At 73.8% G+C, this 24,489-nt stretch carries 22 protein-coding genes; 7 read left to right on the top strand and 15 right to left on the bottom strand.

Annotated features, from left to right (window positions below; genetic code table 11):
- Positions 1 to 30: 30 nt before the first annotated feature.
- The 4 genes from E0504_RS24325 to dut all read right to left on the bottom strand — a co-directional run bounded on the left by E0504_RS24325 (position 31) and on the right by dut (position 2,985).
- Positions 31 to 846, bottom strand: coding sequence for a DUF3159 domain-containing protein (locus E0504_RS24325; RefSeq protein ID WP_112108148.1), 816 nt, complete (start codon positions 844 to 846; stop codon positions 31 to 33).
- A 105-nt stretch (positions 847 to 951) separates the two neighbouring features.
- Complete coding sequence (locus E0504_RS24320) at positions 952 to 1,338, bottom strand: OB-fold nucleic acid binding domain-containing protein (RefSeq protein WP_071061631.1); 387 nt, start codon at positions 1,336 to 1,338, stop codon at positions 952 to 954.
- A gap of 281 nt (positions 1,339 to 1,619) precedes the next feature.
- Positions 1,620 to 2,309, bottom strand: coding sequence for a DUF3710 domain-containing protein (locus E0504_RS24315; RefSeq protein ID WP_071061629.1), 690 nt, complete (start codon positions 2,307 to 2,309; stop codon positions 1,620 to 1,622).
- Positions 2,290 to 2,985 (bottom strand): dUTP diphosphatase, encoded by a 696-nt coding sequence (gene dut / locus E0504_RS24310; RefSeq protein ID WP_071061625.1) that lies wholly within the window; start codon positions 2,983 to 2,985, stop codon positions 2,290 to 2,292. The genes E0504_RS24315 and dut overlap by 20 nt, the downstream gene beginning before the upstream one ends.
- Positions 2,986 to 3,189: 204 nt before the next feature.
- Between dut and E0504_RS24305 the strand changes: the two genes are divergently transcribed.
- Positions 3,190 to 3,498 (top strand): DUF4235 domain-containing protein, encoded by a 309-nt coding sequence (locus E0504_RS24305; RefSeq protein WP_112108141.1) that lies wholly within the window; start codon positions 3,190 to 3,192, stop codon positions 3,496 to 3,498.
- A gap of 111 nt (positions 3,499 to 3,609) precedes the next feature.
- Here E0504_RS24305 and E0504_RS24300 read toward each other — a convergent pair whose 3' ends face one another.
- The 3 genes from E0504_RS24300 to valS form a co-directional block, all read right to left on the bottom strand.
- The gene (locus E0504_RS24300; RefSeq protein ID WP_235014496.1) at positions 3,610 to 4,128 is read right to left on the bottom strand and encodes a gamma carbonic anhydrase family protein; all 519 of its coding nucleotides are present in this window, start codon (positions 4,126 to 4,128) and stop codon (positions 3,610 to 3,612) included.
- A gap of 87 nt (positions 4,129 to 4,215) precedes the next feature.
- Entirely contained in the window at positions 4,216 to 5,265 is a 1,050-nt protein-coding gene (locus tag E0504_RS24295) for a sigma-70 family RNA polymerase sigma factor (protein WP_131625924.1), read from the bottom strand.
- A 28-nt stretch (positions 5,266 to 5,293) separates the two neighbouring features.
- Complete coding sequence (gene valS / locus E0504_RS24290) at positions 5,294 to 7,924, bottom strand: valine--tRNA ligase (RefSeq protein WP_112108825.1); 2,631 nt, start codon at positions 7,922 to 7,924, stop codon at positions 5,294 to 5,296.
- 96 nt (positions 7,925 to 8,020) lie between these two features.
- On the opposite strand from valS, the gene E0504_RS24285 reads away from it, so the two are divergent.
- Positions 8,021 to 8,935 (top strand): inositol monophosphatase family protein, encoded by a 915-nt coding sequence (locus E0504_RS24285; RefSeq protein WP_112108824.1) that lies wholly within the window; start codon positions 8,021 to 8,023, stop codon positions 8,933 to 8,935.
- Positions 8,936 to 9,021: 86 nt separating this feature from the next.
- On the opposite strand, the gene wecB is transcribed toward E0504_RS24285, so the two are convergent.
- Both wecB and E0504_RS24275 read right to left on the bottom strand, forming a co-directional pair.
- The gene (gene wecB, locus E0504_RS24280; protein ID WP_243657604.1) at positions 9,022 to 11,046 is read right to left on the bottom strand and encodes a non-hydrolyzing UDP-N-acetylglucosamine 2-epimerase; all 2,025 of its coding nucleotides are present in this window, start codon (positions 11,044 to 11,046) and stop codon (positions 9,022 to 9,024) included.
- Positions 11,047 to 11,141: 95 nt separating this feature from the next.
- Entirely contained in the window at positions 11,142 to 11,666 is a 525-nt protein-coding gene (locus E0504_RS24275; protein WP_235014870.1) for an NAD-dependent epimerase/dehydratase family protein, read from the bottom strand.
- Positions 11,667 to 12,043: 377 nt separating this feature from the next.
- On the opposite strand from E0504_RS24275, the gene E0504_RS24270 reads away from it, so the two are divergent.
- The 5 genes from E0504_RS24270 to E0504_RS24250 all read left to right on the top strand — a co-directional run bounded on the left by E0504_RS24270 (position 12,044) and on the right by E0504_RS24250 (position 18,011).
- Positions 12,044 to 12,955 carry a class I SAM-dependent methyltransferase gene (locus E0504_RS24270; protein WP_131625923.1) on the top strand — a complete coding sequence of 304 codons (912 nt, stop codon included), beginning with the start codon at positions 12,044 to 12,046 and terminating at the stop codon, positions 12,953 to 12,955.
- A 289-nt stretch (positions 12,956 to 13,244) separates the two neighbouring features.
- A complete protein-coding gene (locus tag E0504_RS24265; RefSeq protein WP_131625922.1) occupies positions 13,245 to 14,861 on the top strand; it encodes an LCP family protein in 1,617 nt (538 codons plus the stop codon).
- 365 nt (positions 14,862 to 15,226) lie between these two features.
- The gene (locus E0504_RS24260; RefSeq protein WP_131625921.1) at positions 15,227 to 16,039 is read left to right on the top strand and encodes a polysaccharide deacetylase family protein; all 813 of its coding nucleotides are present in this window, start codon (positions 15,227 to 15,229) and stop codon (positions 16,037 to 16,039) included.
- Between the two features lie 76 nt (positions 16,040 to 16,115).
- Positions 16,116 to 16,862 (top strand): DUF1707 domain-containing protein, encoded by a 747-nt coding sequence (locus E0504_RS24255; protein ID WP_243657603.1) that lies wholly within the window; start codon positions 16,116 to 16,118, stop codon positions 16,860 to 16,862.
- Between the two features lie 225 nt (positions 16,863 to 17,087).
- Positions 17,088 to 18,011, top strand: coding sequence for a proteasome assembly chaperone family protein (locus E0504_RS24250; protein WP_020462680.1), 924 nt, complete (start codon positions 17,088 to 17,090; stop codon positions 18,009 to 18,011).
- Between the two features lie 51 nt (positions 18,012 to 18,062).
- Here the strand turns inward: E0504_RS24250 and mnhG are convergent, their stop codons facing one another.
- The 6 genes from mnhG to E0504_RS24220 are packed head-to-tail and all read right to left on the bottom strand — an operon-like array spanning position 18,063 to position 24,420.
- Entirely contained in the window at positions 18,063 to 18,425 is a 363-nt protein-coding gene (gene mnhG, locus E0504_RS24245; RefSeq protein ID WP_018500178.1) for a monovalent cation/H(+) antiporter subunit G, read from the bottom strand.
- On the bottom strand, positions 18,425 to 18,691 hold the full coding sequence (locus E0504_RS24240) for a monovalent cation/H+ antiporter complex subunit F (protein WP_020462681.1): 267 nt from the start codon (positions 18,689 to 18,691) through the stop codon (positions 18,425 to 18,427). The genes mnhG and E0504_RS24240 overlap by 1 nt, the downstream gene beginning before the upstream one ends.
- Positions 18,691 to 19,302 carry a Na+/H+ antiporter subunit E gene (locus E0504_RS24235; RefSeq protein WP_112106606.1) on the bottom strand — a complete coding sequence of 204 codons (612 nt, stop codon included), beginning with the start codon at positions 19,300 to 19,302 and terminating at the stop codon, positions 18,691 to 18,693. The genes E0504_RS24240 and E0504_RS24235 overlap by 1 nt, the downstream gene beginning before the upstream one ends.
- Complete coding sequence (locus tag E0504_RS24230) at positions 19,299 to 20,870, bottom strand: Na+/H+ antiporter subunit D (protein WP_112106607.1); 1,572 nt, start codon at positions 20,868 to 20,870, stop codon at positions 19,299 to 19,301. The genes E0504_RS24235 and E0504_RS24230 overlap by 4 nt, the downstream gene beginning before the upstream one ends.
- The gene (locus E0504_RS24225) at positions 20,867 to 21,433 is read right to left on the bottom strand and encodes a Na(+)/H(+) antiporter subunit C (RefSeq protein ID WP_112106608.1); all 567 of its coding nucleotides are present in this window, start codon (positions 21,431 to 21,433) and stop codon (positions 20,867 to 20,869) included. Before E0504_RS24225 ends, E0504_RS24230 begins: the two co-directional genes overlap by 4 nt.
- Positions 21,430 to 24,420 carry a Na+/H+ antiporter subunit A gene (locus E0504_RS24220; protein WP_112106609.1) on the bottom strand — a complete coding sequence of 997 codons (2,991 nt, stop codon included), beginning with the start codon at positions 24,418 to 24,420 and terminating at the stop codon, positions 21,430 to 21,432. The genes E0504_RS24225 and E0504_RS24220 overlap by 4 nt, the downstream gene beginning before the upstream one ends.
- Positions 24,421 to 24,489: the final 69 nt, after the last annotated feature.

Genomic DNA, 24,489 nt, shown 5'->3' with positions numbered 1-24,489 from the left:
TCCCGGTCGTCGCGCCGGGGGCGCGGTCTGTCAGTCGTTCGGGATGCCCGCGGCGAGCTGGCCGGGTTCGCCGGTCTGACCGTCCTCCCCGGACGGCTCGTCCTCCGCCAGCGGGGCGAGGCGCCGGACGATCGCGAAGGTGGCCAGCACGGCCGCGCCGAACAACGGCAGACCCAGCACGATGTTCGCCGCCGCGAGCCAGCCGGACTCCCCCGCGAGGTAGAGCACGCCCTGGATCGCGAACCGCGCCGCGAACACCGCGATCCAGACGAAGGTGGCCCAGACCGCCGCCCGCCGGACGGACGGTGTCTCCCGCCAGTTGGAGTACCGCTGGTCGAAGCCGGCCATCACGTAGCCGCCGACGGGACGCCCGACGAGGACCGAGCCGAGGCCGACGACGGCGCAGACGGCGTTCTTCGCTATCGAGGGCAGGAAGAAGCCCTCGGCGCTGCCCGTCCGGGAGGCTATGAAGGCGGCGAACCCGACCGCGAAGAGCCCGGAGAACGCCTGCTGGACGGGCTCGTGTCGCACCACCCGCAGGACCACGAGCCCGGCCGCCGCCGCGATCGCGACGACGATCCCCGCCGTCAGGCCGGCCTCGGCGTTGACGGTGACGAACGCCACCGTCGGAATGGCGCTGTCGATGATTCCGCGCGGGCCGCCCACCGCCTCTGCCAGCGTGACCGGTGGCTCACCACCGGTGCCGCGGCCGCCGGACCCACCGGACCGGCCACCGAACCCACCGGCCCGGCTGGCGATCCCACCGGCCCGGCCACCAGCGTCGTCGTGCCCGGCCGGGAGGCCAGGGCCCGCCCCCGGTACCGCGACGCCGTCGACCGGGGTCACGGCCGCTCCGCCGGGGTCGCCCGGACCCGTCGCCGGGTTCGGCACTGACGGATCCTGCGGAGACGCTGGTGGCATGGGCGGTGTAGTCCTGTCGCCGGGCGCCACTCAGGCGCTGGTCGAGGAGGCTGGCAGCAGCTCGTAGCGGGGATTGAACATCGTGGTCCGCTCGTCGCGCACGACGACCCGACCGGATGCCTTGACCGATCGACCGGCCTCTATGCCCGCGATGTGCTTGCGGCCGAGGAACACGAGAGTCACGGTGCCGCTTCCATCATAGAGGTCGACCTCCAGACTCGGTGCCCCCGAACGCGCCCGGACGGTTACCGAACGTATGGATCCGGCGACGCACGCCTCCTCGCGGTCCCGACAGGCGTGCATCGGGTCCGCGCCGACGGCGACCGACGCCTGCCGCAGCTCCTCGTCCTCAAGTTCCTGGTTGTCCGCTGTCAGCCGGTGGAACCGTCGTCCCAACCAGCCGCGCCCCTCGCCCACGGCTCCTCCGATCATCGAACCGCTCCCGAAGCCGGGCGACGGAATCCGAAACCTGGGACGTCACCGGACCGGCGGGTGGGAATCCCACCACGAGCCCACGCATCGGCGCCCTGAACCGGGATTATGAGGTGGACGGACCACCCGCCACCACCGATCGCGCCCATGATGGGACAGCCGGCGAGGGCCCGCCGCGCGCCACGGACTCGTTCCCGTACTGTTTCGGCGCCGTTCCGCCTCCGGTCACCGGCCTCGGCGCGGCGGCCCGACGGGCCGGGAAAGGGTCAGCGGGTCTCGCTGATCCGAACGCCGGGAACCGGGATCGCGGGCCTGGAATCCGAGCGCTGCTCGGCTTCCGCGCCGGGGCCGTCCGGATGCTCGGAGATCTCCTTCGGCAGCCGCAGCGGCAGCGGATCCCGAACGGGCATCGCCGAGTCGCCGCGGACCACGATGATCCCACCGAGCGTCTCGTCGAGCAGCGGCCCGGCCGACGGGTCCTGCCCCGCCGCGCCGGTCACGACGGCCCGCAGGAACCAGCGGGGCCCGTCGACGCCGATCATCCGCCCGGGCACGGTCTCCCCCGGCTGGCTCGTGGGCAGCCGCAGCCGCAGCTCCAGCCCGTACGGGCCCTCGACCTCGCTGCCGCCGGTGTCCCGCACGGTCTCCAGGATCTCCGTGCGGACGTCGTCCCACAGCGGGCTGGTCTTCGGCGCGGCGAACACCGCGAGCTCCATGGCGCTGCGCCCGTCCGTCACGACGACGGTGAGCGGCTTGCCGGTCGACTCCTCCACCTGGAACTGCACCTGGACGCCGCGCAGCGCCGGCACCCGCAGCGCCCCGAGGTCGAGCCTGTGCACGTCGTCGTCGGGCGCCTCCTCGAGGTCGAAGGGGCCGACCAGATCGACGTCGTCCGGCTCCTCCGCCCTCGGGTCGGCCGCCATGACGGCCGACGACCTACGACCCCGACCGAACACCGTGGCCCTCCCTTCGCGGTCCACCGTCGGAGGACCGCCCGAAACCGCCCGTCGACCCGAAGCCGCCCGCGCCCCGGACGGAATCCGGGAGCAGGTCGACCTCGCGGAAGACCGCGTGCTCCACCCGCTGGACCACGAGCTGAGCCACCCGATCCCCACGACGGAGAGCGATGACTTCACTTCGATCGGTGTTTATAAGTATCACCTTGACTTCTCCACGGTAACCGGCATCGACGGTTCCGGGGGCGTTGACCACGGACAGACCGTGTCGCGCGGCCAGTCCGCTGCGGGGATGCACGAAAGCCGCATAACCCTCGGGCAGCGCGACGGAGAGGCCGGTTCCGACGATGGCCCGTTCACCGGGCGCCAGCGTGACGTCCTGCGCGGTCACCAGGTCGGCGCCGGCGTCCGAGGGCTGGGCGTAGGCGGGCAGCGGGAGATCCGGGTCCAGACGGCGGACCAGCACCTCCAGCGTGCCCGCACCGACGGCCGGCTGGCCGGTCGGCGGCACCGAATCACCGGTCGGCTGGCGGGTCGGCGGCTCGGGGCGCTGCGCGCCGGGGACGATGTCGCCGGCCACGCCATCACCGGGCACGGCGTCGGCTGGTGGAACGTAGGCGCGCAGGGCGCCGACAGGAAGCGGGGCGCCGGGTGGCGTGGGGGTGGTCGCGGTCATGATTCTCCTGGGTCGTCCTCACCCGGGCGGGCTGTCCGCGACACTAACGACTCCCCGTGACGAGACGGCCGGCACATGCCGGCGACACGAGGACGACCCGACCTCCGGCGGTCGCGAGGAGGAAACCGCGCGCCGCGGGGTAGGGCGGAAGAGCGATACCAGCTGCGCCCCGGCGAGTCGGGGCGCACGGACGAGAGGTGTGGGGTGGCCGGACCGGCTTCGAAGATGGGATGGAAGATCGTGGGCGGCGCGGCGACCGCGCTCGCCGGCACCGCGGCGAGCAGGGGCGTCACCGCGGCCTACCGGAAGATACGCAAGTCCGACCCGCCGGTGAACCCGGCGGACCCGGAGACCTCCTGGGCGGAGGCGATCGCCTGGGCCGCGCTCTCCGGCCTGGCCATCGGTCTCGGCCGGCTGGCCGCCGAGCGGGTCGCCGCGCGCGGCTGGGCCCGGGCGACGGGCTCCCCGCCCCCCGGCATGCTGCGCCCGGAGATCTCGACCTCGGAGAACTAGGCCGACGGCGGCACCGCTGCGTACAACTGTGGCGGTTGAGTGACATCCACGACTCGCTCAACCGCCACGGATCACCGAACGCCGGGCAGCGGCCTCGGCCGCGGGCCTCGGTCAGTCCAGGCGGCGCAGGTCCTTGCGGAAGCGGCGTCCATTCTCGACGTAGTGGGCGGCCGCCATGGTGATGAGCTCCTGCGAGGCGGCGCCCTCGCGGATCTTCGCCGGGATGCCCAACGCCATCGCCCGCTCGGGAACCACCATCCGGTTGCCGACCACGGCGCCGGCGGCGACCAGGGCGCCGCGTGCCACCCGGGCCTGGTGCAGGACGATCGACCCGGAGCCGACCAGGGAGCCGTCCTCGACCACGCAGCCCTCGAGGTGCACGATGTGCCCGATCACGCAGTCGTCCCCGACGATCGTGGGGAACTGCGCGGTCGTGTGGATCACCGTGCCGTCCTGGATGGACGTCCGCGCGCCGATCACGATGCGCCCATGGTCGCCGCGGAGCACGACGCCGGGCCAGACCGTCGACTCCGGGCCGATCGTGACGTTCCCGATCACCGTCGCGTCGGGATGAACGTACGCGGACGGATCGATCGAGGGTTCGAGGTCCCCCAACGCGTAGATGGCCACGTTTCCATCCTGCCGTATCGTGCCGCCACCCGTGGCACTCATGGTTTCCGCTGGTCGCGGCGCCCGTCCGGGCGGGTGGCGACGTACTCAGCCGCCGTGTGGCGGTTGCGTGAGATGGCGCAGCTTCGCCGGGTTGACCACGACGTCGATCTCCGTGACCAGCCCGCGCCACACCGTGAGCGCAACGACGTTCACCAGCCGCGGACCGGCGTACGTGGCGATACCCGCTCCCCCGTTGACCTCGACCGGGACGAAGCGCACCGCGGTCCCGTACTGCCGGCGGCCCTTCTCGATCAGGCCGTGCAGGAACCGCGCCACCTTGTCCGCCCCGTCGATCGGGCGCAGCGCGGCGCGCACCACACCGCCGCCGTCCGAGCGCAGCACGACGTCCGGGTCGAGGACGCGCAGCAGCGCGGCCAGGTCACCGCCGGCGGCGGCCGCCAGGAACGCATCGGCGACACCGCGCCGCTGGGCCGGGTCGGGATCGAAGCGGACGGCCCGCTCCCGCACGTGCCGCCGGGCGCGGCTGGCGAGCTGCCGGCTGGCGGCCGGGCTGCGGCCGGTCACCTCTGCGACCTCCTCGAAGCCGAAGCCGAAGACGTCGTGCAGGATCAGCGCGGTCCGCTCGGCCGGGCTCAGTGACTCCAGGACGACCAGCATGGCCATGCTGACCGACTCGGCGAGGGTGACCCGGTCCGCCGGGTCGGCCCGCTCGGCGGCCACGGCCGTGACCTCGCCGGCCGGGCCGGTCGCGCCGCCCCCGCCGGCCGGGCCCGGCCGACCCCTGCCGGTGTGGGCCGCGACGCCGGCCACCGCCGACCCACCCGACCCGCCCGGACCGGACGGGTCGACCAGCGGCTCGGGCAGCCACGGCCCGACGTAGGTCTCCCGCCGGACCCGGGCCGAGCGGAGATGGTCGAGGCAGAGCCGGCCGACGACCACGGTCAACCATCCGCGCAGGTCCTCGATGGCGGCCGGGTCGGTCCGGGCGAGGCGCAGCCAGGCGTCCTGGACGATGTCCTCGGTGTCGGTGACCGAGCCGAGGATGCGGTAGGCCACGGCGCGCAGGTACCCGCGCTCCGCCTCGAACGCCTCGGCCAGCGCACCGGGGCCGCCCACGTCGGGCCTGTCGGTCACACCGCACCCCCGTCGCGGACGGTGACGATCAGCCGGCCGGCGGGACGAGCACCACGTCGACAGCCAGCTCGCCGCCGGTGCCGACCAGGCTCAGCTCCCAGATCCCGCCGGCGCTGCGCAGGTCCACGGCAGCCTGCCCGACCAGCGCGACGACGTCGGCGTCACCGCTGACCCGGGCGGTGGCGACCTCGGCCTTCATCGACACCTTCGCCTCGGACTTGGCCCGGCGCACCGCGGAGAGCGCGGCGCCGACCGCGTCCAGCAGCTCGGGCTGGCCGTCCCCGGCGGCCTCGCGGACCTCGGCGGCCTCCGGCCAGCGGGCCCGGTGCACCGAGCCCGCCCGCCACCAGGACCAGACCTCCTCGGTGACGAACGGCAGGAACGGCGCGAACAGGGTGAGCAGCGTCGACAGCGCGATCGACAGCGTCGCCCGGGCGGAGGCGGCGCCGGCCTCCCCGTGCCCGCCGTACGCCCGGCCCTTGACCAGCTCGACGTAGTCGTCGCAGAACCGCCAGAAGAAGGTCTCGGTGACCTCGAGCGCCCGGGTGTAGTCGTAGCCCTCGAACGCGCCGGTGGCCGTGTCGACGACCCGGGCGAGCTCGGCGAGCAGTGCTCTGTCCAGCGGTTCGGTGATCGCGGCCGGGCCGGGTGCGGCGTCGGCCGCGAGGGCCGCGCCGCTCTCGAAGACCTCGCCCTCGCCCGCCTCGGCGAGGCCCAGCACGAACCGGCTCGCGTTGAGGATCTTGATGGCGAGCCGGCGGCCGGTCTTCATCTGGCCGACGTCGAAGGCCGTGTCGGTGCCCGGACGGCCCGAGGCCGCCCAGTAGCGGACGGCGTCCGAGCCGTGCTGCTCGAGCAGGCCCATGGGCGTGACCACGTTGCCCTTGGACTTCGACATCTTCTTGCGGTCCGGGTCGAGGATCCAACCCGAGATCGCCGCGTCCGTCCAGGGCAGCGTGCCGAACTCGTCGTGGCTGCGCAGCACGGTCGAGAACAGCCAGGTCCGGATGATCTCGTGCGCCTGGGGGCGCAGGTTCATCGGGAACACCTGCGCGAACAGCGCCGGGTCGCTCTCCCAGCCACTGGCGATCAGCGGCGTCAGCGAGGAGGTGGCCCAGGTGTCCATGACGTCGGGGTCGGCCATGAAGCCGCCGGGCACGCCCCGCTGCTCGGCCGTGTAGCCCGGGGGGACGTCACTGGACGGGTCCACGGGCAGGGTGGCCTCGGCCGCGACGATCGGGGCGTCGTGGCGGGGCTGGCCGTCCGCGTCGAGCGGGTACCAGACCGGGAAGGGCACACCGAAGAAACGCTGCCGGCTGATCAGCCAGTCGCCGTTGAGGCCGTCCACCCAGTTCTCGTAGCGCACCCGCATGTACTCGGGGTGCCAGCGCAGCTCGCTGCCACGCTGGCGCAGCTGCTCACGCAACTGCTCGTCCCGGCCGCCGTTGCGGATGTACCACTGGCGGGTGGTGACGATCTCGAGCGGCCGGTCGCCCTTCTCGTAGAACTTGACCGGGTGATTGATCGCCCGCGGCTCACCGAGCAGCGCGCCGGACTCCTGCAGGGCCGCCACGATCGCCGTCCGCGCGGCGGCGATCGTCTTCCCGCCGAGCTGGGCGTAGTGCTCCCGGCCGGCCGGCGACGAGATCACCTCGGGGGCCTCGGCGATCAGGCGGCCGTCCCGGCCGATCACCGCGCGGGCGGGCAGCCGCAGCTCACGCCACCAGATGACGTCGGTGAGGTCACCGAAGGTGCAGATCATGGCGATGCCGGAGCCCTTCTCCGGATCAGCCAGCCGGTGCGCCACCACCGGCACCTCGACGTCGAACAGCGGCGTGCGCACCGTCTGCCCGAACAGCGGCTGGTAGCGCGCGTCGTCGGGATGCGCCACGAGTGCCACGCAGGCCGGCAGCAGCTCCGGACGGGTCGTCTCGATCACCACCGGGTCGCCGCCGGGCCGCCCGAACGCGAGCGTGTGGTACGCGCCGGGGCGCTCCCTGTCCTCCAGCTCGGCCTGGGCGACCGCGGTGCGGAACGTGACGTCCCACAGAGTCGGGGCCTCGGCCAGGTATGCCTGGCCGCGGGCGAGGTTACGCAGGAAGGCCCGCTGCGCCACCGCGCGGGACCGGGTGTCGATGGTCGCGTAGGTGTGCGACCAGTCGACGGAGAGCCCGAGACGGCGCCAGAGCTCCTCGAAGCCCTTCTCGTCCTCGATCGTCAGCGTCTCGCAGAGCTCGACGAAGTTGCGCCGGGAGATCGGGAGCTGGTCCTTGCCCGGCTTCTCCGGCGGGGTGAAATCCGGGTCGTAGGGCAGCGACGGGTCGCACCGCACGCCGTAGTAGTTCTGCACCCGCCGCTCGGTCGGCAGCCCGTTGTCGTCGAACCCCATGGGGTAGAAGACCTCGCGCCCGCGCATCCGCTGGAAGCGGGCGATCAGGTCTGTGTGGGTGTACGAGAACACGTGGCCTACGTGCAGCGAGCCACTCACGGTCGGTGGCGGGGTGTCGACCGAGTAGACCCGCTCCCGCGGCGCCGACCGGTCGAACTCATAGGTCCCGCGCTCGTGCCACTGCTCGGACCAGCGGGTCTCGATCCCGTCCAAGCTCGGCTTGGCGGGCACCGCGCGGGTCGGCCGTTCCGTACTGTCCGTTGCCACCACGCGCACAATCCTACGGGGCACGCGATCGTCGCCCTCGCGGCGGGAGTGCGGGCCGCGGGCCCCTCGCCGCTCCCGCCGCCGGCCAGCCTTGGCAGGATGAGCACCGTGGACGCGCCCCCCAGCACCCTCCGCCCGGCCCCGGCCGCCCTGCTCGACCTCGGCCTGGACGTCGCCCGCGAGGCCGGGGCCCTGCTCGTCACCGGCCGCGCCGGCACGGTCGCCGCCGAGGCGACGAAATCCTCGCCGACCGACGTCGTCACCGCGCTGGACCGGGCGTCGGAGGCCCTCGTCGCCCGCCGCCTGCGCGAAGCCCGCCCGGACGACGGCCTGCTCGGCGAGGAGGGCTCCGACACAGCGGGCACCAGCGGCGTCCGCTGGATCGTCGACCCCCTCGACGGGACAGTCAACTTCCTCTACCGCCTGCCCAACTGGGCGGTGTCGATCGCGGCCGAGCTGGACGGCGAGATCGTGGCGGGCGTGGTGCACGCGCCCGCGATGGGAGTCACATACACCGCTGTCCGCGGCGGCGGCGCCTTCCGCTGGGAGACACCGGTGGGCACGGATCGCGGGGGCGACCTGGGCGCTGGCACCGGCGCGGGCGCGTCGCTCGGGCCGACGGCCGGGGAGCCGACGAAGCTGACCGGTTCGGCGGTGACCGAGCTGGGCGGCGCACTCGTCGCCACCGGCTTCGGATACACCGAGCGCCGCCGGACGACCCAGGCCGCGGTGCTGACCCGGGTCGTGCCCAGGGTCCGCGACATCCGCCGGATGGGCGCGGCCTCCCTCGACCTCTGCGCCGCCGCGGCGGGCATCGTCGACGCCTACTACGAACGCGGACTACACCCCTGGGACCACGCGGCGGGCGCACTGATCGCCGCCGAGGCGGGCCTGCGGGTCGGCGGCCTGGACGGCCGGGAAGCCAGCGAGGACCTCGTCATAGCCGCTCCCCCCTCCCTGTTCGCCAACCTCACCGCCCTGCTGGCCGAACACCCCCGCGCCGACACCGACTAGCGGCCACCACCAGCCCGGCGGTCCGGCCCCGCTTCCGGGCTCCGCGATGCGGCCCCGGCCCAGCCGGGCCAGGGGCTGGGGCTGGGCTATGGGAGGGTCAGGGAGGTGCCTCCGGGCGTTGGTTCGCTGGTCCCGGCTGGTGGGCGCTCGAACCAGACGGTGCGGCGGACGTAGTCGATGTGGCTGACGATGATCCGTACGACGCGGCGGGAGACGTCGTCCACGTCGTAATCGGGGACGATCCGCGGTGCCCGGTCCCCCTGCGCCGCGTCGACGACCAGGTCGACCGCGGCGAGGACCCGGTCCGGCCGGGGCAGGCAGGAGACCGCCACTCCGTGGTCGACGCCCTCGGGGCGCTCGTGCGCCTCCCGGATCATCACCGCGGGGAACCCGAGCAGCGAGGCCTCCTCGGTCAGCGAGCCGCTGTCCGAGATCACGCACTGCGCCGCCCGCTGCAACGCGATGTAGTCCGCGAACCCGAAGGGCCGGCAGAAACGGACGAGGCCGTCGGTCGCCGGGGCGCGGCCGGACGCCTCAAGGGCGTCGAGACGATCCCGGGTACGCGGGTGAGTGGAGACGATGATCGGCACCCGGTAGCGGGCGGCCAGCGCGTTGAGTGTCTCCAGCAGGCCGATGAGCAGCTCCGGCGCGTCGACGTTCTCCTCCCGGTGCGCGCTGACCACCAGGAAGTGGCCCGCGGTGACACCGAGGTTCGTGAGCACCGGTGAGGCGTCGACGAGCGGCGCGTAGTGGTCGAGGACCTCCTTCATCGGCGAGCCCGTGACGAAGATCCGCTGCGCCGGCAGACCCTCGGCCAGCAGGTGGCGCCGCGCGTGCTCGGTGAGCGGGAGGTTGATGTCGCTGAGGTGGTCGACCAGCCGGCGGTTGATCTCCTCCGGGACCCGGTCGTCGAAACAGCGGTTCCCGGCCTCCAGGTGGAACACCGGGATGTGCCGCCGCCGGGCCGCGATGACCGCGAGCGTGGTGTTCGTGTCCCCGTAGAGCAGCAGCGCGTCCGGGGACTCGTCGACGAACACCGCGTCGGAGCGGGCGATCACCCGGCCGATGGTCTCGGCGGCGCTCGCGCCGACGGCGTCGAGGAAGTGGTCCGGTTTGCGGATACCGAGCTCGTCGAAGAACACCTGGTTCAGCTCGTAGTCATAGTGCTGGCCCGAGTGGACCAGGCAGACGTCCACGGCCCGCTCGAGCGCCGCGATGATTCGGCTCAGCTTCACGATCTCCGGACGGGTGCCGACCAGGACCATGACCCGGGCCCGGTGCTCGGCCGGCCCGGGTCGGCCGCGCGGCACCGGCGCGGGGACTCCCATGATCTCCGTGCGCGGCACCCGGTCGGGCATGGTCATCCGGCCGGCCGCGCCCTGGCGGTCCGGGGGGAGGCGCCGGTTCGGGACTGTGGGAACGGTCGGCCCGGTAGGCGCGATCGGCGTGGACGGCGCGGTCGGCACAGAGGGACCTGTTCGTGCGGTCGTTCCCGCCGTCCCGGTCATTGCGGTCATTCCTCCTCGTTCCGCCGGCCCCCGCCCGACGGTGCTCTCTCCCGCGGCACCCTGGTCCGCGACGCTCTGTTCCTCGGCGCCCTGACCACCGACGCCCTGGGCCCCGACGCCCGGCCCGCCGGCGCCCTGGCCGGGAATGCTCTGGCCCCTGGCGCCCTGACCGGGCACGGTCTGACCGCCGGCACCGCCGCCGTCCAGCCCGGTCGTGTTGGGAGAGGTCGCGGTGTGGCCGGTCTGTGGCCTGGGCCTGGCCGCCGGTATCCGGTGGGACACCCCCATGTCGGGCTCCCCGGCGACACCAGGATCACGCCGGACGTCCGCATCACGCCGGGCATCCGGGTCACGCCGGACGTCGGAATCACGCCGGACGTCCCCGCCGCGTCGGTCCCCCGCGCCGCGCTGGGCGTCCGCGCCGCGCTGGGCGTCCGCGCCGCGCTGGGCGTCCGCGCCACGCTGGGACTCCGGACCGCGCTGGCGGTGGGATCCCCCGCCGGAGAACCAGCTCCGGAAGAAGCCCGTCCGCGTGAGCTCGGCGTCGTCCCCGTGTTGCCGGGCGCCGGTGTGGTCGTCTCTGTCGCCTCTCGTTCTCGACACGCCGCTGTCCCTTCTACCGGAGCGGATCGACCGGCTCGGCCGACCAGGGCTGATGCGGCGGCCGGTTACCGGAGCCGTGTTCGTCGAGGTTCCTGTCAGGCATCGGCGTGCACTCCGTTCGGGGAGGTGAGGGCGGCGCGGGGGCTTCCGATCGCGCCGGGACGAGGCGCCGGGCGGCGCCGGGGGGAGCCGGGGGGAGCCTTCGATGTCACGCCGTTCGATCGCGGTCGCCAGCTCGTCGACCATCGCCGGCCACCCGGGCGACCGGAGCCGGTTACCGACCGCAGCCGGCGCGCGGACAGCGCCCGGTTGCGCACCTCGCCGAGCAGCTTGGTCATCCCGTGGACGTCCACCGGGTCGGGCACGCCCTCCTCACGTCCCTCCGCGCGCCGCCCGACCAGGCCGACGGAGTTCACGACGGCGTCCGGCCGCACCGCGGCGAACGCGTCGACCATGGTGTCGCGGCGGCGGACGTCCACGCCGGTGAGCACCCGGTCGGCGGGTGGCGGGCAGGACGGTGCGGTGGCCCTGACGGCGACGGTGACGTCATGGTCGCGGACGAGCCGGCGGACCAGCTCACCGCCGAGCAAGCCGTCGCCACCGAGGACCAGTACACGCATCTAGCGCTCCTTCGAGACCGGGGTCCGGTCGGGGTGGGCCGTCCGCTCGTGGTGCCCGGCCTCGTGGTGCCCGGGTGTCCGGCGCCTGGCCGCTGACACCGAAGCAAGTATGACTCTCTGTATTGAAATGATCGCTACCTGAAGCGATGACGCGCCGGGCGGCGACGACGTGGACGGAGACCGCACCACAGCGGGAACACCCGGGGACGCGCCGAGCAGAGATGCCGGACATCAGCCCGGATCGATCTACTCTCTGTGCCTAAGCGACGACTAAAAGGCGCGCCCAGGCCTCGGACGGGTCACCGACGGCTGGTCGGAGGCGCGGACGCCGGGACGGATCGCCCACGGGCAACGGACGAATGGGGCACGAGACGGGGATGACGCACCGGACGGCACGGCTCCCGGCGCCACCAGGCCGGGCACGGCGCCTGCGGTACCACCGCAACAGCCGGGGCGAGCTGTGGGTGAACGTCACCTCGTCCCACCTGGTCCTGCCGGACTACGTCAACCTCGACCCCGCGTTCTCCCCCGGCCTCGTCGCCGCCTACCCCGCGCTGCGGCGGACGTCCGACCTCACCCGGCTGCTGCGGGCGTCCCGCACGCTGCGCCTGCTGCGCAGGGGGTGCGCGGCCGGCTGGCGATCGGCGCGCCGGCCGCGGCTGGCCGCGGTCGTCGCCCGGCTCGCCCCCCGCCCCCGTCCCAGCCCACGTCCGCGTCCACGCCCGCGCCCGCGCGACCTACCGGCGGGGCCGCGGGGCGGACGGGGCTGGACGATCCGCGAACAGTGGGAGGCCCGGGAGGTGGCCGTCGTCGCGCGGCACGACCCGCGGGCCGCGCTGCCACTGGACGACGACTCGGTCGATCACCTCCTCTGCGCGCACGTCCTGCAGGAGCTGCCGCCGCCGGCGATGCGGCGGGCGCTGGAGGAGTACGCCCGCGTCCTGCGCCCGGGCGGGACGCTGCACGTCGTGCTACCTGACCTGCGGTACGCGGTCGACCGGTACGTCCGCGGCGAGATCGACGCCGACGAGCTGGTGGCGTGGCAGCGCCTGCGCTCGCCCGGGGAGGAGCGGGGCGCGGGGCACCTCGGCCTGCCCCGGCGCGGGAACGCGCGGCACCCGACCAGTCCGGTGAACCGGTGGCACTACGACGCGCACACGGCCGAGCGCCGGCTCGTCGGCGCCGGCTTCAAGATCGCCTCCGGGACGTCTGCCTCTGGGACGTCCCCGAGCTCGCCGGTGTACCGGGAGGACCCCGGCTCGTTGCACCTGGTGGCCGTCCGCGCCTAATGGCCGGCCGCGGCTGACCGGCCGCGCCCGACCTGCCGTTGTCTGACCGGCCGCGCCCGACCGTCCGGGCGGGCGGGCGGGGCACGTTCGGGCCGTCCGGCGGCGTCCGCGCGGCAGCAGCACCCTCATCTGACAGATGATGCGGTGTGCCCCGATTCGTCCCGCGTCGGTTGTCACATCCGACTTGCGGGCCCGCAACATCACTATTGGTTGACTTATCTTTCGTTGACTTACCTTTGTTTTTGCCGGCAGGCACGCGCCGGTATGAGGCGCGGCGGGGGGCGGCGGCATGCGGGACACGCGCGCACGGCAGTCGTGCGACGCCCCCGAAGTGACGCCGGCAGAGACCATGGACGGTGAGCACGACACCCGCGAACGCGACATCGACGGCGAGGCCGAAGACGGCAGCGAGGCCGACCCGCCGGGTGACGGGAGCGACGCGGCGGCCGGCGCCGCGCGGCGCGGCCCGGTACGCCGGGTTCTGCTCGTCCTGACCGCCCTGCTGTCGGTCGCCGTGGTGGTGGTAACCACCACCGGCTGGTTCGTCATCACCTTCTACGACCGCAGGATCGATCGCGAGACCATCGCGCCGCCTGCCGACATCACGGTGACCCGCCCACCACCCGCGCCGGTCGGCACCGAGACCTGGCTCCTCGTCGGCTCCGACGTGCGCACCGGCTCGGACGCCGCGGCGGTCAGCGGCGCGCGATCCGACACTATGATGATCGCCCACCTGGCCTCGGACGGGCGGACGAACATCGTGTCGGTCCCCCGTGACCTGAGGGTGCCCATCCCGGCCTGGACCGACGACGGCGGCACCCACCACCGGGCCCGCCGAGACAGGATCAACGCAGCGTTCGGCAGCGGTGGCCCCGCGCTCCTCGTCGCCACCCTCGAGCAGGTGGCGGGACTGCGCATCAACCACTACGCCGAACTCGACTTCAACGGCTTCCAGCAGATGACGTCCGCGATCGGTGGCATCGACGTGTGTCTGCAGGCATCGAGCTACGTCGAGCCGCACACACTGGAGAACGGCCGGCGGGTGCGGTCGATGAACCTGAACGACCCCAGCTCCGGTTTCCTCGGGCAGCCGGGAAACAATCATCTGATCGGCGGCAATGCGCTTGCCTTTGTTCGGCAACGACATGGTTTCGCTGACGGTGACCTCTCCCGGATCCGCCGCCAGCAGGCGTTTCTCGCGGCGATGTTCCGAAAGGTCAGCAGCAGCGACGTCCTCTTGCGCCCGACCAAGCTCGCCGCGTTTCTGGGCGCGGTGACGCGGTCGGTGGTGCTGGACGACGAGACCGGCTTCACCGAGCTGCGCGCGCTGGCCGAGCGGATGCGCGGGATGACGACCGGCGCCGTCACGTTCTCCACCGTCCCGATCACGGGCCAGATCGCCGAACCGGCCTTCTACTTCCTGTACGACCCCGACCAGATGCGGCAGTTCTTCCGGAACATCACCGGCGGCGAGTCCCTGCCCGAGCCCACCGGCTCCGGAGACCCCATCCCGCTCGGCGGCGCCTTCACCCCGGAACCCTCGATCGGCGCACCGGCCGCCCCCACCGCGGCAGTCGCCCCCCCACCCACCGAGAGCGCCACCCCCACGGTGACGCCTCAGGTACCCGACGTGGCATCGACGCCCGCCTCCCCGGCCGAACAGCCAACAGCCACCCCCACACCCCCGCCCACGGCGATGCCCACGGCCACGGCGCCGACCGGTGTCAGTGTCGGCGCCGGCGTCGACATCCTGGCCCGGCCGATCGCCGGGACCGGGCAGGATGCCACGGCCGGCACCACCCCGGGCACGCCGGGGCCGTCCGCCACACTGCCGGTGGGGCCGTCGGTGGGATCGTCCGCGACGACCGAGCCGCCGGTGACCGCCGCCGCCGCCTGCATCTACTAATGGGACCTACCGGGTCGTTGTAGGGCAGGCTCGGTGCCGGTGGCCGCCAGCGGGTGAGCACTCCCATCCGACCCGGCCGCACCTTTCCGGCAACAACTGGACGCTTTACTCCCGTCAGGCCCTTTTCCGGCACTGGTACCACTCGGCTCCGGGCCAGACCGGCCACCGTCCGCAACCTCTTTTTTCATCCCCGCCGTTGACATTTCCAGCCGCAATTTATGCCCGCTTTGTACCGGCACATACGACGTATGGTCTACCGGCGCCGGGCGCTGTGAGACCCGGTGTTCGGAACAGTGAAGGGACAACGGGATGAAGGTCAGCCGTACGTGCCGCGTCCGCTCCAGTCGCAGCGGTGAGGTCTCGCCATGAGCGTGCGGCCCTCGTCCGGGGACGGTTTCGGGGCCGGGGGCGGTTTCGAGGCCGGGGGCGAAGCGGGCGGTGAGGCCGGCGGCGGCCGGGCGGGCGGGCCGTCCCGGCGACGGCTGCTGGGGTGGTCGATCGCGGGAGCGGCCGGCCTCACGGCACTCGGCGCGCTCGACCCGGCCCTGGCCGCCCCCGCGGCGGGCAGGCGGTCGGGCGCGGTGAGCCGGGTCCGCGGCGCGCGGCCCGCGGCGCCGGCGAACGCGATCGCGCTGACCATCGACGACGGACCGCACCCGGTCTGGACGCCGCGGATCCTGGAGGTGCTGCGTGGCAACGGTGTCCGCGCGACCTTCTTCGTCATCGGGGTCCAGGCGAAAGCCCACCCGGAGCTGGTCCGGCGCGTCCTCGCCGAGGGGCACACGGTCGGCAACCACTCGCTCGACCATCCGACGCCGTTCGGCGCCGGCTCCGCCGCGACCGTCGCCCGGGAGATCTCCGCGGCCCAGGCGATCATCACCGCGGCCGGTGGGGTCGCTCCCCGGTACTTCCGGTCGCCCGGCGGGGACTGGTCGCCGGCCGTCCTCGCCGCCGCGGCCGCGCAGCACCTGACACCGGTCGGCTGGAGCGTCGACCCGCGCGACTGGACCCGGCCCGGGGTGGCCTCGATCGTGCGGACGCTGACCGGCGCCCGGGCGGGCGACATCCTGCTGTGTCACGACGGCGGCGGCGATCGATCGCAGACCGTCGAGGCGCTTCGCCAGGTCCTGCCGGCGCTGCGGGCCAGGGGCCGGAGCTTTACCTTCACCTCCCTGTGAGACCGGTTCCCGGCCGGTCCGTCGCCGGGGCCGAGGCGGGCTTCGCGCCGGGTGGGTGGGCCGCTACGGTCGGGACATGCCCGACTCACCCGATCCCGGCCCGGCTCCCGCGACCGGCGACGACGCCGCGCCGGTCCGTCCGAGCCAGGCCGGCAGTCCGGCAGAGGCCGGCCCCGCCGGCAGCACCGGCCCCGCTCCCGGGCCCGCTTCCGCTCCCGGGCCCGCTTTCGGCGTCGGCAAGGCGAAGAGCGCCGGCCCGCGCCACGACCCATCCGCGCCGATCACCGACGCCGACCGGCAGGCGACCGCCGACCACCTGCGCGCGGCCTGCGGCGACGGGCGGCTGACCCTGGACGAGTTCAGCGAGCGGGTCGGGAGCGCCTGGGCCGCCCAGACCGCGGAGGAGCTGGCGCAGGCCGGGGCCGGCATCGTCCCGCCGCGGGTCGGCATCCAGCGCTCGTCGTCGACGATCGTCAACATTCTCGGCGACGGACGGCGGCTCGGCCGTTGGCGGATGCCCCGGCGGACGGTGATAGTCAACCTGCTCGGCGACTGGACGCTGGATCTGCGTGGTGCGCTGATGGACGAGGATGCCGTGACCGACGGCGTGCTCGACATTCTCTATATCTCGCTGATCGGCGATCTCACCATCAGCGTCCCGGACGGGATGGAGGTCGACATGAGCGGCCTGGTCGTGCTCGGCGACCGGCACCTGGAGCTGGCCATGGTCTCGGAACGCCCGGGAACCCCCCGGCTGCGGTTGCGGCTGGCCGGCCTGATCGGCGACGTCCGGGTGAGCAGCGGGTCGCTGACCGGGCGGTGACCCGCGATCCCGAGAGACGCGATCACGACATAGCGGGCACGATGGCGCCACGCCGCTCGTACGGCACTATTTCCGCCGGGGCGAGGGTGGGCGTTGGTATTCTCGATCATGCGCATCGGAGCTGCCCCGGCGGAGTCGGAATGCGGGACCGCCACGGCGACTTCCTAGTGCCAGGGTGTCACCGCGGACCGCCGCGGACCAGATCGGTGAGGGAGGGCACGACCGATGCTTGACCCCAGAGAGCTCTACGAGATCAGGAGCGACCTGGACGACCTCGGCCGCCCGGTACTGATCGAGGCGATGACCGGGGTCGTCGACGCGGGTGGCGCTGTCGGGCTCGCCAGCGAGCACCTGACGACGGCGCTGCAGCACGAGCGGATCGTCACCTTCGACGTCGACCAGCTCATGGACTACCGCTCCCGGCGCCCGCCCATGGTCTTCTACGAGGACCACTGGGAAAGCTACGACGATCCCGTCCTGGCCATCGAGCTGCTCCACGACGAGGCCGGCACGCCCTTCCTGCTGCTCTGCGGCCCCGAGCCGGACCTGCACTGGAAGCGCTTCACCAAGGCCGTCCAGGCGGTCATGGCGGAGCTGGGCGTCCGCATGTCGGTCGGGCTGAACGCGATCCCCATGGCCGTGCCGCACACCCGTCCGTGCGGGGTCACCGCGCACGCGACACGCAAGGAACTGCTCGTCGGGTACGAGCCGTGGGTCCGGCGGCTGTCGGTACCCGGCAGCGCCGGGCACCTGCTCGAGTACGAGATCGGCCGGTCCGGGGCGGATGCGATGGGCTTCGCCGCGCACGTCCCGCACTACCTCGCGCAGGCCACCTATCCGGCCGCGACCGAGGCGCTGCTCAGCTCCGTCTCGAAGTCCACGGGGCTGCTCCTGCCGCTGGACGGGCTGCGTTCCGCCGCGTTGGAGGTGCGGGGCGAGGTCGACAGCCAGATCGCGCGCGGCGGCGAGGCCGCCGACGTGGTCAAAGCGATCGAGGAGCAGTACGACGCGTTCCACCGCGGCCGCGAGGGCGAGCACCTGCCGGTGGTCGACGACTCCGAACCGCTGCCGACCGGCGAGGAGCTCGGCGCGGCGCTGGAGCGCTTCCTCGCCGAACAGAGCGAACCGGGCGGGCCGCAGCCGACCTGAGCCGCCGGCTGGCGGGGCCGGGCCGCCCGGCCCGGGCGGGCTTGGCGGGTGTCACCGGTGTTCGGCGGCCTGGCCCGGGCTGGCGACTCCGCCCCGGCGCCGGGCCAGCTCGTCCACGACCAGCAGGTCGTGGCGGAACCGGCCGGTGCGGTAGGCCGCCCGGCCGACCCGCTGGGCGATCACGGGCGCCGTGACGAGCTGCAGCAGCGCGACGAGCAGCAGCCCGGCGGCGTGGCGGGGCGCGAGCTGGACGGCGCTGCCCAGCAGGATCGACACCAGGCCGACCGTCTGGGGCTTGGTGGCCGCCTGCAGCCTGGAGGGGACGTCCGGGAACCGCAGCAGGCCCCAGGCGCCGAGCAGGCAGAACAGCGCGCCGGTCAGCAGCAGCACCGCGGAGATCACCTGGCGGGCCATCAGCGGGTTGTCCCACGCCGCTCGACCAGTCGGGCCGCGGTCAGCGACCCGAGGAAGCCGAGCAGCGCGACGACCGCGACGAGCGCGATGTTCCAGCCCTCGTTGCGCATCCCGATCTCGACCGTGACACCCGCGACGATGAGGATCACCAGAACGTCGAGGGCGACGATGCGGTCCAGGTTGGTGGGCCCGGCCAGCGCCCTGGCCAGGGTGAGCAGCCCGGCCACGGCGAGCAGGACGAACGTGATCGTGTAGACGGTGGTCATCACCGTGCCTCCCGGTCGGGTACCTCGGCGTCATCTGTGCCGGCGCGCGCGCCGCGACGGCGACGGCCGGGCGCGGGGACGTCCGCTGCGGCGCCGAAGGCGGCCAGCACCCGGCGCTGCAGGCCGAGCACGGTCGCGCGGGTACGGTCGGCCGCCTGCTCGTCGCCGGCGGCGAGCGCGTAGACGTACAGCTCACCGGCCTCGTGGTCGATCTCCAGCACGAACGCGCCGGGCGCGAGCGAGACGGCGTTCGCGGTCAGCGTCGACACCACCTCCGACGTCGCGCCCAGGGGCACGGCGACGATCGCCGAGCGCGTCCGCGGGCCGTACCGGACCATCTGCCAGGCCACCGCCACCGCGGACGGGACGAGGTCGGCGACGAGGTGGCCGAGCAGGGCGAGCGCCGGCAGCGGCCGGAACCGTGCCCCCGGGGCGACCGGGCGGAGCGGGAAGGCGGCGAGCACCACGGCCGCCACGAGCAGCCCGCTGAGCGCGGCCAGCGGGGTGGGCCTGCCCCACAGCAGCATCCACACCGCCCACAGCCACAGCAACCGGCCGGGCCGACGGAACACGCGGGCGGCCGGCTCGGGCCCGGCGCTCCGGCGGCTCATCGGCCGGCCCCTGCCGGAACGGCCCGCGGGAGCCCCACCGGGACGGCGCCCGGAAGCACGGACTCCACGTAGCCCGACGGCTCGAGCAGATCGTCCGCGGCCCGCTGGCTCAGCGCGGCCAGCGGGCCGGCGAACACCGCGGCGGCCAGCCCGACGGCGACGATCCCACCGGTCGCCAGGATCATCGGGCGGTTCACCCGCTCCGTCCCGACCACCAGGTCGTCCGCGGGCTCCGGGTCGGGCACGCTCGCCCGGCGCGATCCCCAGAAGGCCAGCGTCCACACCCGGGCCATCGCGTAGAGCGTCAGCAGGCTGGTGACCAGGCCGGCGGCGACCGCGGCGTAAACCGGCCAGGTGCCGACCCCGGACCCGGCCTCGAGCAGGGTCAGCTTCGCGACGAAGCCGGAGAACGGGGGGATGCCCGCGAGGCTGAGCCCCGGCAGCGCGAAGAGCACCGCCGTCGCCGGCACGGCGGCCGCCAGCCCGCCCATGCGCCGCGGCACCGACGTCCCGGCGTACCGGGTGATCAGTCCGCTGGCCAGGAACAGCGCGGCCTGCGCCACGATGTGGTGCACCATATAGATGATCACACCGGTGAGGCCGATCACGGTGAACAGCGACAGGCCGAACAGCATGTAGCCGATGTGGCTCACCAGCAGGTACGACAGCATCCGGTTCAGGTTGTCCTGGGCGAGCGCGCCGAGGGCGCCGACGAGCAGCGTGACCACCGCGGCGACCAGCAGCAGCACCCACACCCCGTCGTGCGCGAACACCAGGGTGTGCGTCCGCAGCAGCGCGTACACGCCGACCTTGGTCAGCAGGGCGGCGAGGACGGCCGTGACCGGCGCCGGTGCCGTCGGGTAGCTGTCCGGCAGCCAGAAGTGCAGCGGGACGGCCGCCGCCTTGATACCGAAGACGACCAGGGCCAGCAGGCCGAGCGCCCCGGCCAGGCCCTCCGGCAGCTCGCCGACCCGCCCCGACAGGTCGGCGAGGTTCATCGTCCCGGTCGCCGCGTAGACCAGCGCCAGCATCGTGAGGAACAGCAGGGACGACGTCATGCTGACGATCACGTAGGTCATGCCGGCACGGATGCGCCCCGGGGTGGTGTCGAGCGTGATCAGCACGTAGGACGAGACCAGCATGACCTCGAACGCGACGAACAGGTTGAACAGGTCGCCGGTGAGGTACGCGAGCGCCACACCGGCGACCAGGACCAGGTACACCGACTGGAAGATCGAGCTGTTGCCGCGCCGGGTGTCCTCCGTGACGCCCTGGCCGATCGCGTAGGCGAGCACCGCGAAGGTGACGACGGCCGAGGTGAGCAGCAGCAGGCCGGAGAGCCGGTCCGCGACCAGCGTGATGCCGATCGGCGCCGGCCATCCGCCCAGGTTCGCGACCAGCGGACCGTCGGTGTCGGCGATCACGACGATCGCCACCGCGTCGGCGACGACGCCCGCGACCACCAGGAGCGCGAGGATCCGCTGCGCCCGCACCCGGCCGCGCAGGACGAGCACGGCGCCGGCGGCGAGCAGGGGCACCACGACCGGGAGAACCGCCAGGACGCTCATGGGCGCCGTCCGTAGGCGTCGCACCGCTCGAGCAGGCCGGGCACGGCGAGCTCACCCGGTTCGCGCGGCGGCTCCCGGTCCTCCCGGTCGGACTGTTCGGCCCCGTCGGCCGGTCCCCCGCCGAGTTGTCCCGCTCCGTCGTCCCCGTCGGGCTGTCCCGCTGTCCCGGGCGGTCCCGCCTGCCCGGGATGTGCTGATCCGCCGGACTCCAGGCGGCTGATGCGGGCGTCCTCGATGTCGTCGCGCACCTCGTCGTCCCCGAGCAGGGTCCACGCCCGGTACGCGAGCGCGAGCAGGAAGGTCGTCAGCGCGAAGGTGATGACGATCGAGGTCAGCGCCATGCCCTGCGGGAGCGGGTCCGACATGTCCTCGGGCCGGGCCGAGCCGACCATGGGCGGCTGGCCGCTCTCCCCGCCGACGAGCAGCAGGAGCAGGTTCGTGCCGTGCCCGAGCAGGACGAGCCCGATGAGCACGCGCATGAGCGAGCGTTGCAGGAGGAGGTAGGTCCCGGCCGTGTAGAGGCCGCCGACCACCAGGGCCGAGGTCAGGTTCACCGGGCTCATGCGATCTCGTCCACGCGCTCGCGGCCCGCCTCGATCTCGGCGTCGGCCTCCTTGTCGACGGCGGTGCCGAGCGTGCGCAGCAGCTCGAGCACCACGCCGATGATCAGCAGGTAGACCCCGACGTCGAAGAACAGGCTCGTCACCAGCTCGACGTGACCCAGGACCGGCAGATCACCCTTGAACACATAGCTCTCCAGGACGGGATCGCCGAGCAGCGCGGGCGCGAGCCCCGCGGCCGCCGCGGTCACCAGCCCGGTGCCGATCACCGCGGTCGGCACCACCGGGACGGCCGCGCCCACCCGGCGGCGCCGTCCCGCCACATAACGCAGGACGAACGCCAGGCCGGCGACGAGCCCGCCGGAGAAGCCGCCCCCCGTCCTGGTGTGGCCGGCGAAGAGCAGGTACAGCGAGAACACGAGCACCACCGGGAACACCGCCCGGGTCGTGACCTCCAGCAGGACCGACCGTGCCCGCACCGGCTCCTCGGCCCGTCGGTCCGCCGGGCCGAGCAGCTGGTCGATCGTGCGCCCCTGCGGGGTGCGGACGAGCAGCAGCAGCGAGGCCACACCGAGCGCGGCCACCGCGAGCACCGCGATCTCGCCGAGGGTGTCGAACGCCCGGAAGTCGACCAGGATGGCGTTCACCACGTTCGTCGCCCCGGTCTCGCCGGGCGAGCGTGCGATGAACTCCCGGCTCGGCTGCGCCATCCCGGCGCGCGAGCCGCTGGTCACGATCGCGAACCCGGCCACGAAAACCCCGACGGCGACGGCGACGGCGATCCGCGGCAACCGCAGCGGCGACGAACGGTCGGCCGTCGAGAACCGGACCGGCATCCGCCGCAGCACGAAGACGAAAACGATCAGCGACAGGGTCTCGACGAGGAACTGGGCCAGCGCGAGGTCGGGCGCGCCGTCGACGACGAACAGCGCGCCGATCCCGTATCCGACCGCGCCGAGCAGCAGCGTCGCGGTGAGCCTGCTGCGGGCGCGGACGACCGCCAGCGAGGCGAGCAGGATGCCCACCGCGAGCGGGAGCTGGATGCGGTAGTCCCACCAGGGCAGGTCGTCGGGCCAGGAGGCCCCGGTGACCAGCGCGGTGCCCGGCACCGCGAGAACCGTGAGCAGGATGACGCCGAGGTACGCCGGCAGCGAGCCGGTCTGCAGCCGGCCGGTGACCGCGACCGCCGACCAGTCCAGCGCCCGCACGGCGCGCTCGTAGCCGCGCTGCGCGTCCAGGAGATCGGGCAGGCGCGGCGACAGCCACCGCGGCCGCCCTGGCATCGCCGTCGCCGGTGTCATCGGCGCTGTCGCCCGCGCCGCCACGGCGAAGACCAGTACGCCCCCGGCGACCGCGACGGCGGACAGCGCGATCGGCCAGCCCGGCCCGTGCCAGAGCGCGAGGTGGTAGCGGGCGGCCCCGGCGGGGAAGGCGTCGGCGTAGGCGGCGACGAGGCGGTCGACGCCCCGGTGCGCGATCCCCAGGCCGAGCCCGGCGAGCGCCAGCACCACCACCGGCGCCACGAACACCGCCGCCGGACGGGCGACCGCGCTCGGCGGCGCGCCCGGCCACGAGCCGAACGCGCCCCACAGGAACCGCAGCGCGTACCCGGTGGTCAGGCAGGAGCCCACCACGAACACGGCGAGCAGCGCCAGCTCGCCGGCCCCGCCGTGGACGAGCGCCTCGAAGGCGGCCTCCTTACCCAGATAGCCCAGGAAGGGCGGCAGCCCGACCATCGAGGCGGCGGCGAGGACCGCTCCCCCGCACACCACCGGGACGCTCCGCCACAGGCCGGACAGGTCCCGCAGGTCACGGGTCCCGGCCTGGTGGTCGACGATGCCGACGACCATGAACAGCGCGGCCTTGAACAGCCCGTGCGCGAGGATCAGCGTGGCACCGGCCAGCGCCGCGGTGCGCGACCCGAACCCGACCAGCGCGGTGAGGAACCCGAGCTGGCTGACGGTACCGAAGGCGAGCAGCCGTTTGAGGTCGGTCTGCACCAGCGCGCGCAGGCCGCCGAGCAGCATCGTCGCCGCGCCGAGGGCCACCGCCGGTACCTGCCAGCCCACCACGCCGGCGAAGGCCGGGGTCAGCGTCGCCACGAGGAACACCCCGGCCTTCACCATCGCCGCGGCGTGCAGGTACGCGCTGACCGGGGTGGGCGCGACCATCGCGGCCGGCAGCCAGGAGTGGAACGGGATCTGGGCCGACTTCGTCAGCGCGCCCAGCAGGACGAGCACCAGCGCCGCGGTGACCACCGCGCCGGACGGCGGCGCCGCCACGATCCGCGAGATCCGGTAGGTGCCCGCCGCCTGCCCCAGCAGGACGAAGCCGAACAGCATCGCCAGGCCCCCGACGCTGGTGATCAGCAACGCCTGGACGGCGGACCGCCGGCCGGGGGCGCTCACGCCGTCCTGCCCGATCAGCAGGAAGGAGAAGACGGTGGTGAGCTCCCAGAAGAGGTAGAGCGTGAACAGGTCGTCGGCCAGGACCAGCCCCAGCATCGCGCCCGCGAACGCGAGCAGCGCGGCGCTCGCCCGGCCCGGCCCCGCCGAGCCCGGCACGGGCACGCCGCCGTCGGCCGCGTGCGGCGCGTGGTAGGCGAACGAGTAGACCAGCACCGCCGCGCCGACGCCGGTGACGAGCAGCGCCATCAGCAGTGCCAGCGGGGCGAGCCGGAACACGATCTCCAGCTCGACGGTCGGCGCCCAGGTGAGAGTCTCGACCAGCAGGTCACCGGCGGGGGCGCCGTGCCCTCCGACGGCGGCCGTCGTGGCCGTCGTGGCAGCCACACCAGCCGCGGCTGGTGTGGCCAGCGCGGACGGCGCGGCCGTGGCCGCGTCGAGTACGGCCGGTATCCGGACCACCAGCCAGCCGAACGTGGCTGCCGGCGCGGCGGCCGCGAGCAGGAAGGCCGTGCGGCCCAGCCGGCCGGTCAGCGCGGGCAGGGCCGCGGCGAGAACAAGGTGGGCGACTACGGCGGCGAACACGCGGCACTCCGCTCGCGCCCGCTCCCTGAGAGTCCCGTCGGTCTGGCCATCCGGTCCGCACCCCCTGCT

It is taken from the genome of Parafrankia sp. BMG5.11 (assembly GCF_004337455.1).
Note: the sequence above shows the minus strand (reverse complement) of the source record. Positions and strands in the feature narration are given on the sequence as shown.

Coding starts and splice junctions, on each gene's coding strand:
- E0504_RS24275 (WP_235014870.1), bottom strand. CDS start 11,666: ATGCGTGTACTGGTCCTCGGTGGCGACGGCTTGCTCGGCGGTGAGCTG.
- E0504_RS24240 (WP_020462681.1), bottom strand. CDS start 18,691: ATGACCACCGTCTACACGATCACGTTCGTCCTGCTCGCCGTGGCCGGG.
- E0504_RS24235 (WP_112106606.1), bottom strand. CDS start 19,302: ATGAGCCGCCGGAGCGCCGGGCCCGAGCCGGCCGCCCGCGTGTTCCGT.
- E0504_RS24225 (WP_112106608.1), bottom strand. CDS start 21,433: ATGAGCCCGGTGAACCTGACCTCGGCCCTGGTGGTCGGCGGCCTCTAC.
- E0504_RS24270 (WP_131625923.1), top strand. CDS start 12,044: ATGACGCACCGGACGGCACGGCTCCCGGCGCCACCAGGCCGGGCACGG.
- E0504_RS24250 (WP_020462680.1), top strand. CDS start 17,088: ATGCTTGACCCCAGAGAGCTCTACGAGATCAGGAGCGACCTGGACGAC.
- E0504_RS24285 (WP_112108824.1), top strand. CDS start 8,021: ATGAGCACCGTGGACGCGCCCCCCAGCACCCTCCGCCCGGCCCCGGCC.
- E0504_RS24265 (WP_131625922.1), top strand. CDS start 13,245: ATGCGGGACACGCGCGCACGGCAGTCGTGCGACGCCCCCGAAGTGACG.
- E0504_RS24230 (WP_112106607.1), bottom strand. CDS start 20,870: ATGAGCGTCCTGGCGGTTCTCCCGGTCGTGGTGCCCCTGCTCGCCGCC.
- E0504_RS24260 (WP_131625921.1), top strand. CDS start 15,227: ATGAGCGTGCGGCCCTCGTCCGGGGACGGTTTCGGGGCCGGGGGCGGT.
- E0504_RS24255 (WP_243657603.1), top strand. CDS start 16,116: ATGCCCGACTCACCCGATCCCGGCCCGGCTCCCGCGACCGGCGACGAC.
- mnhG (WP_018500178.1), bottom strand. CDS start 18,425: ATGGCCCGCCAGGTGATCTCCGCGGTGCTGCTGCTGACCGGCGCGCTG.
- dut (WP_071061625.1), bottom strand. CDS start 2,985: ATGACCGCGACCACCCCCACGCCACCCGGCGCCCCGCTTCCTGTCGGC.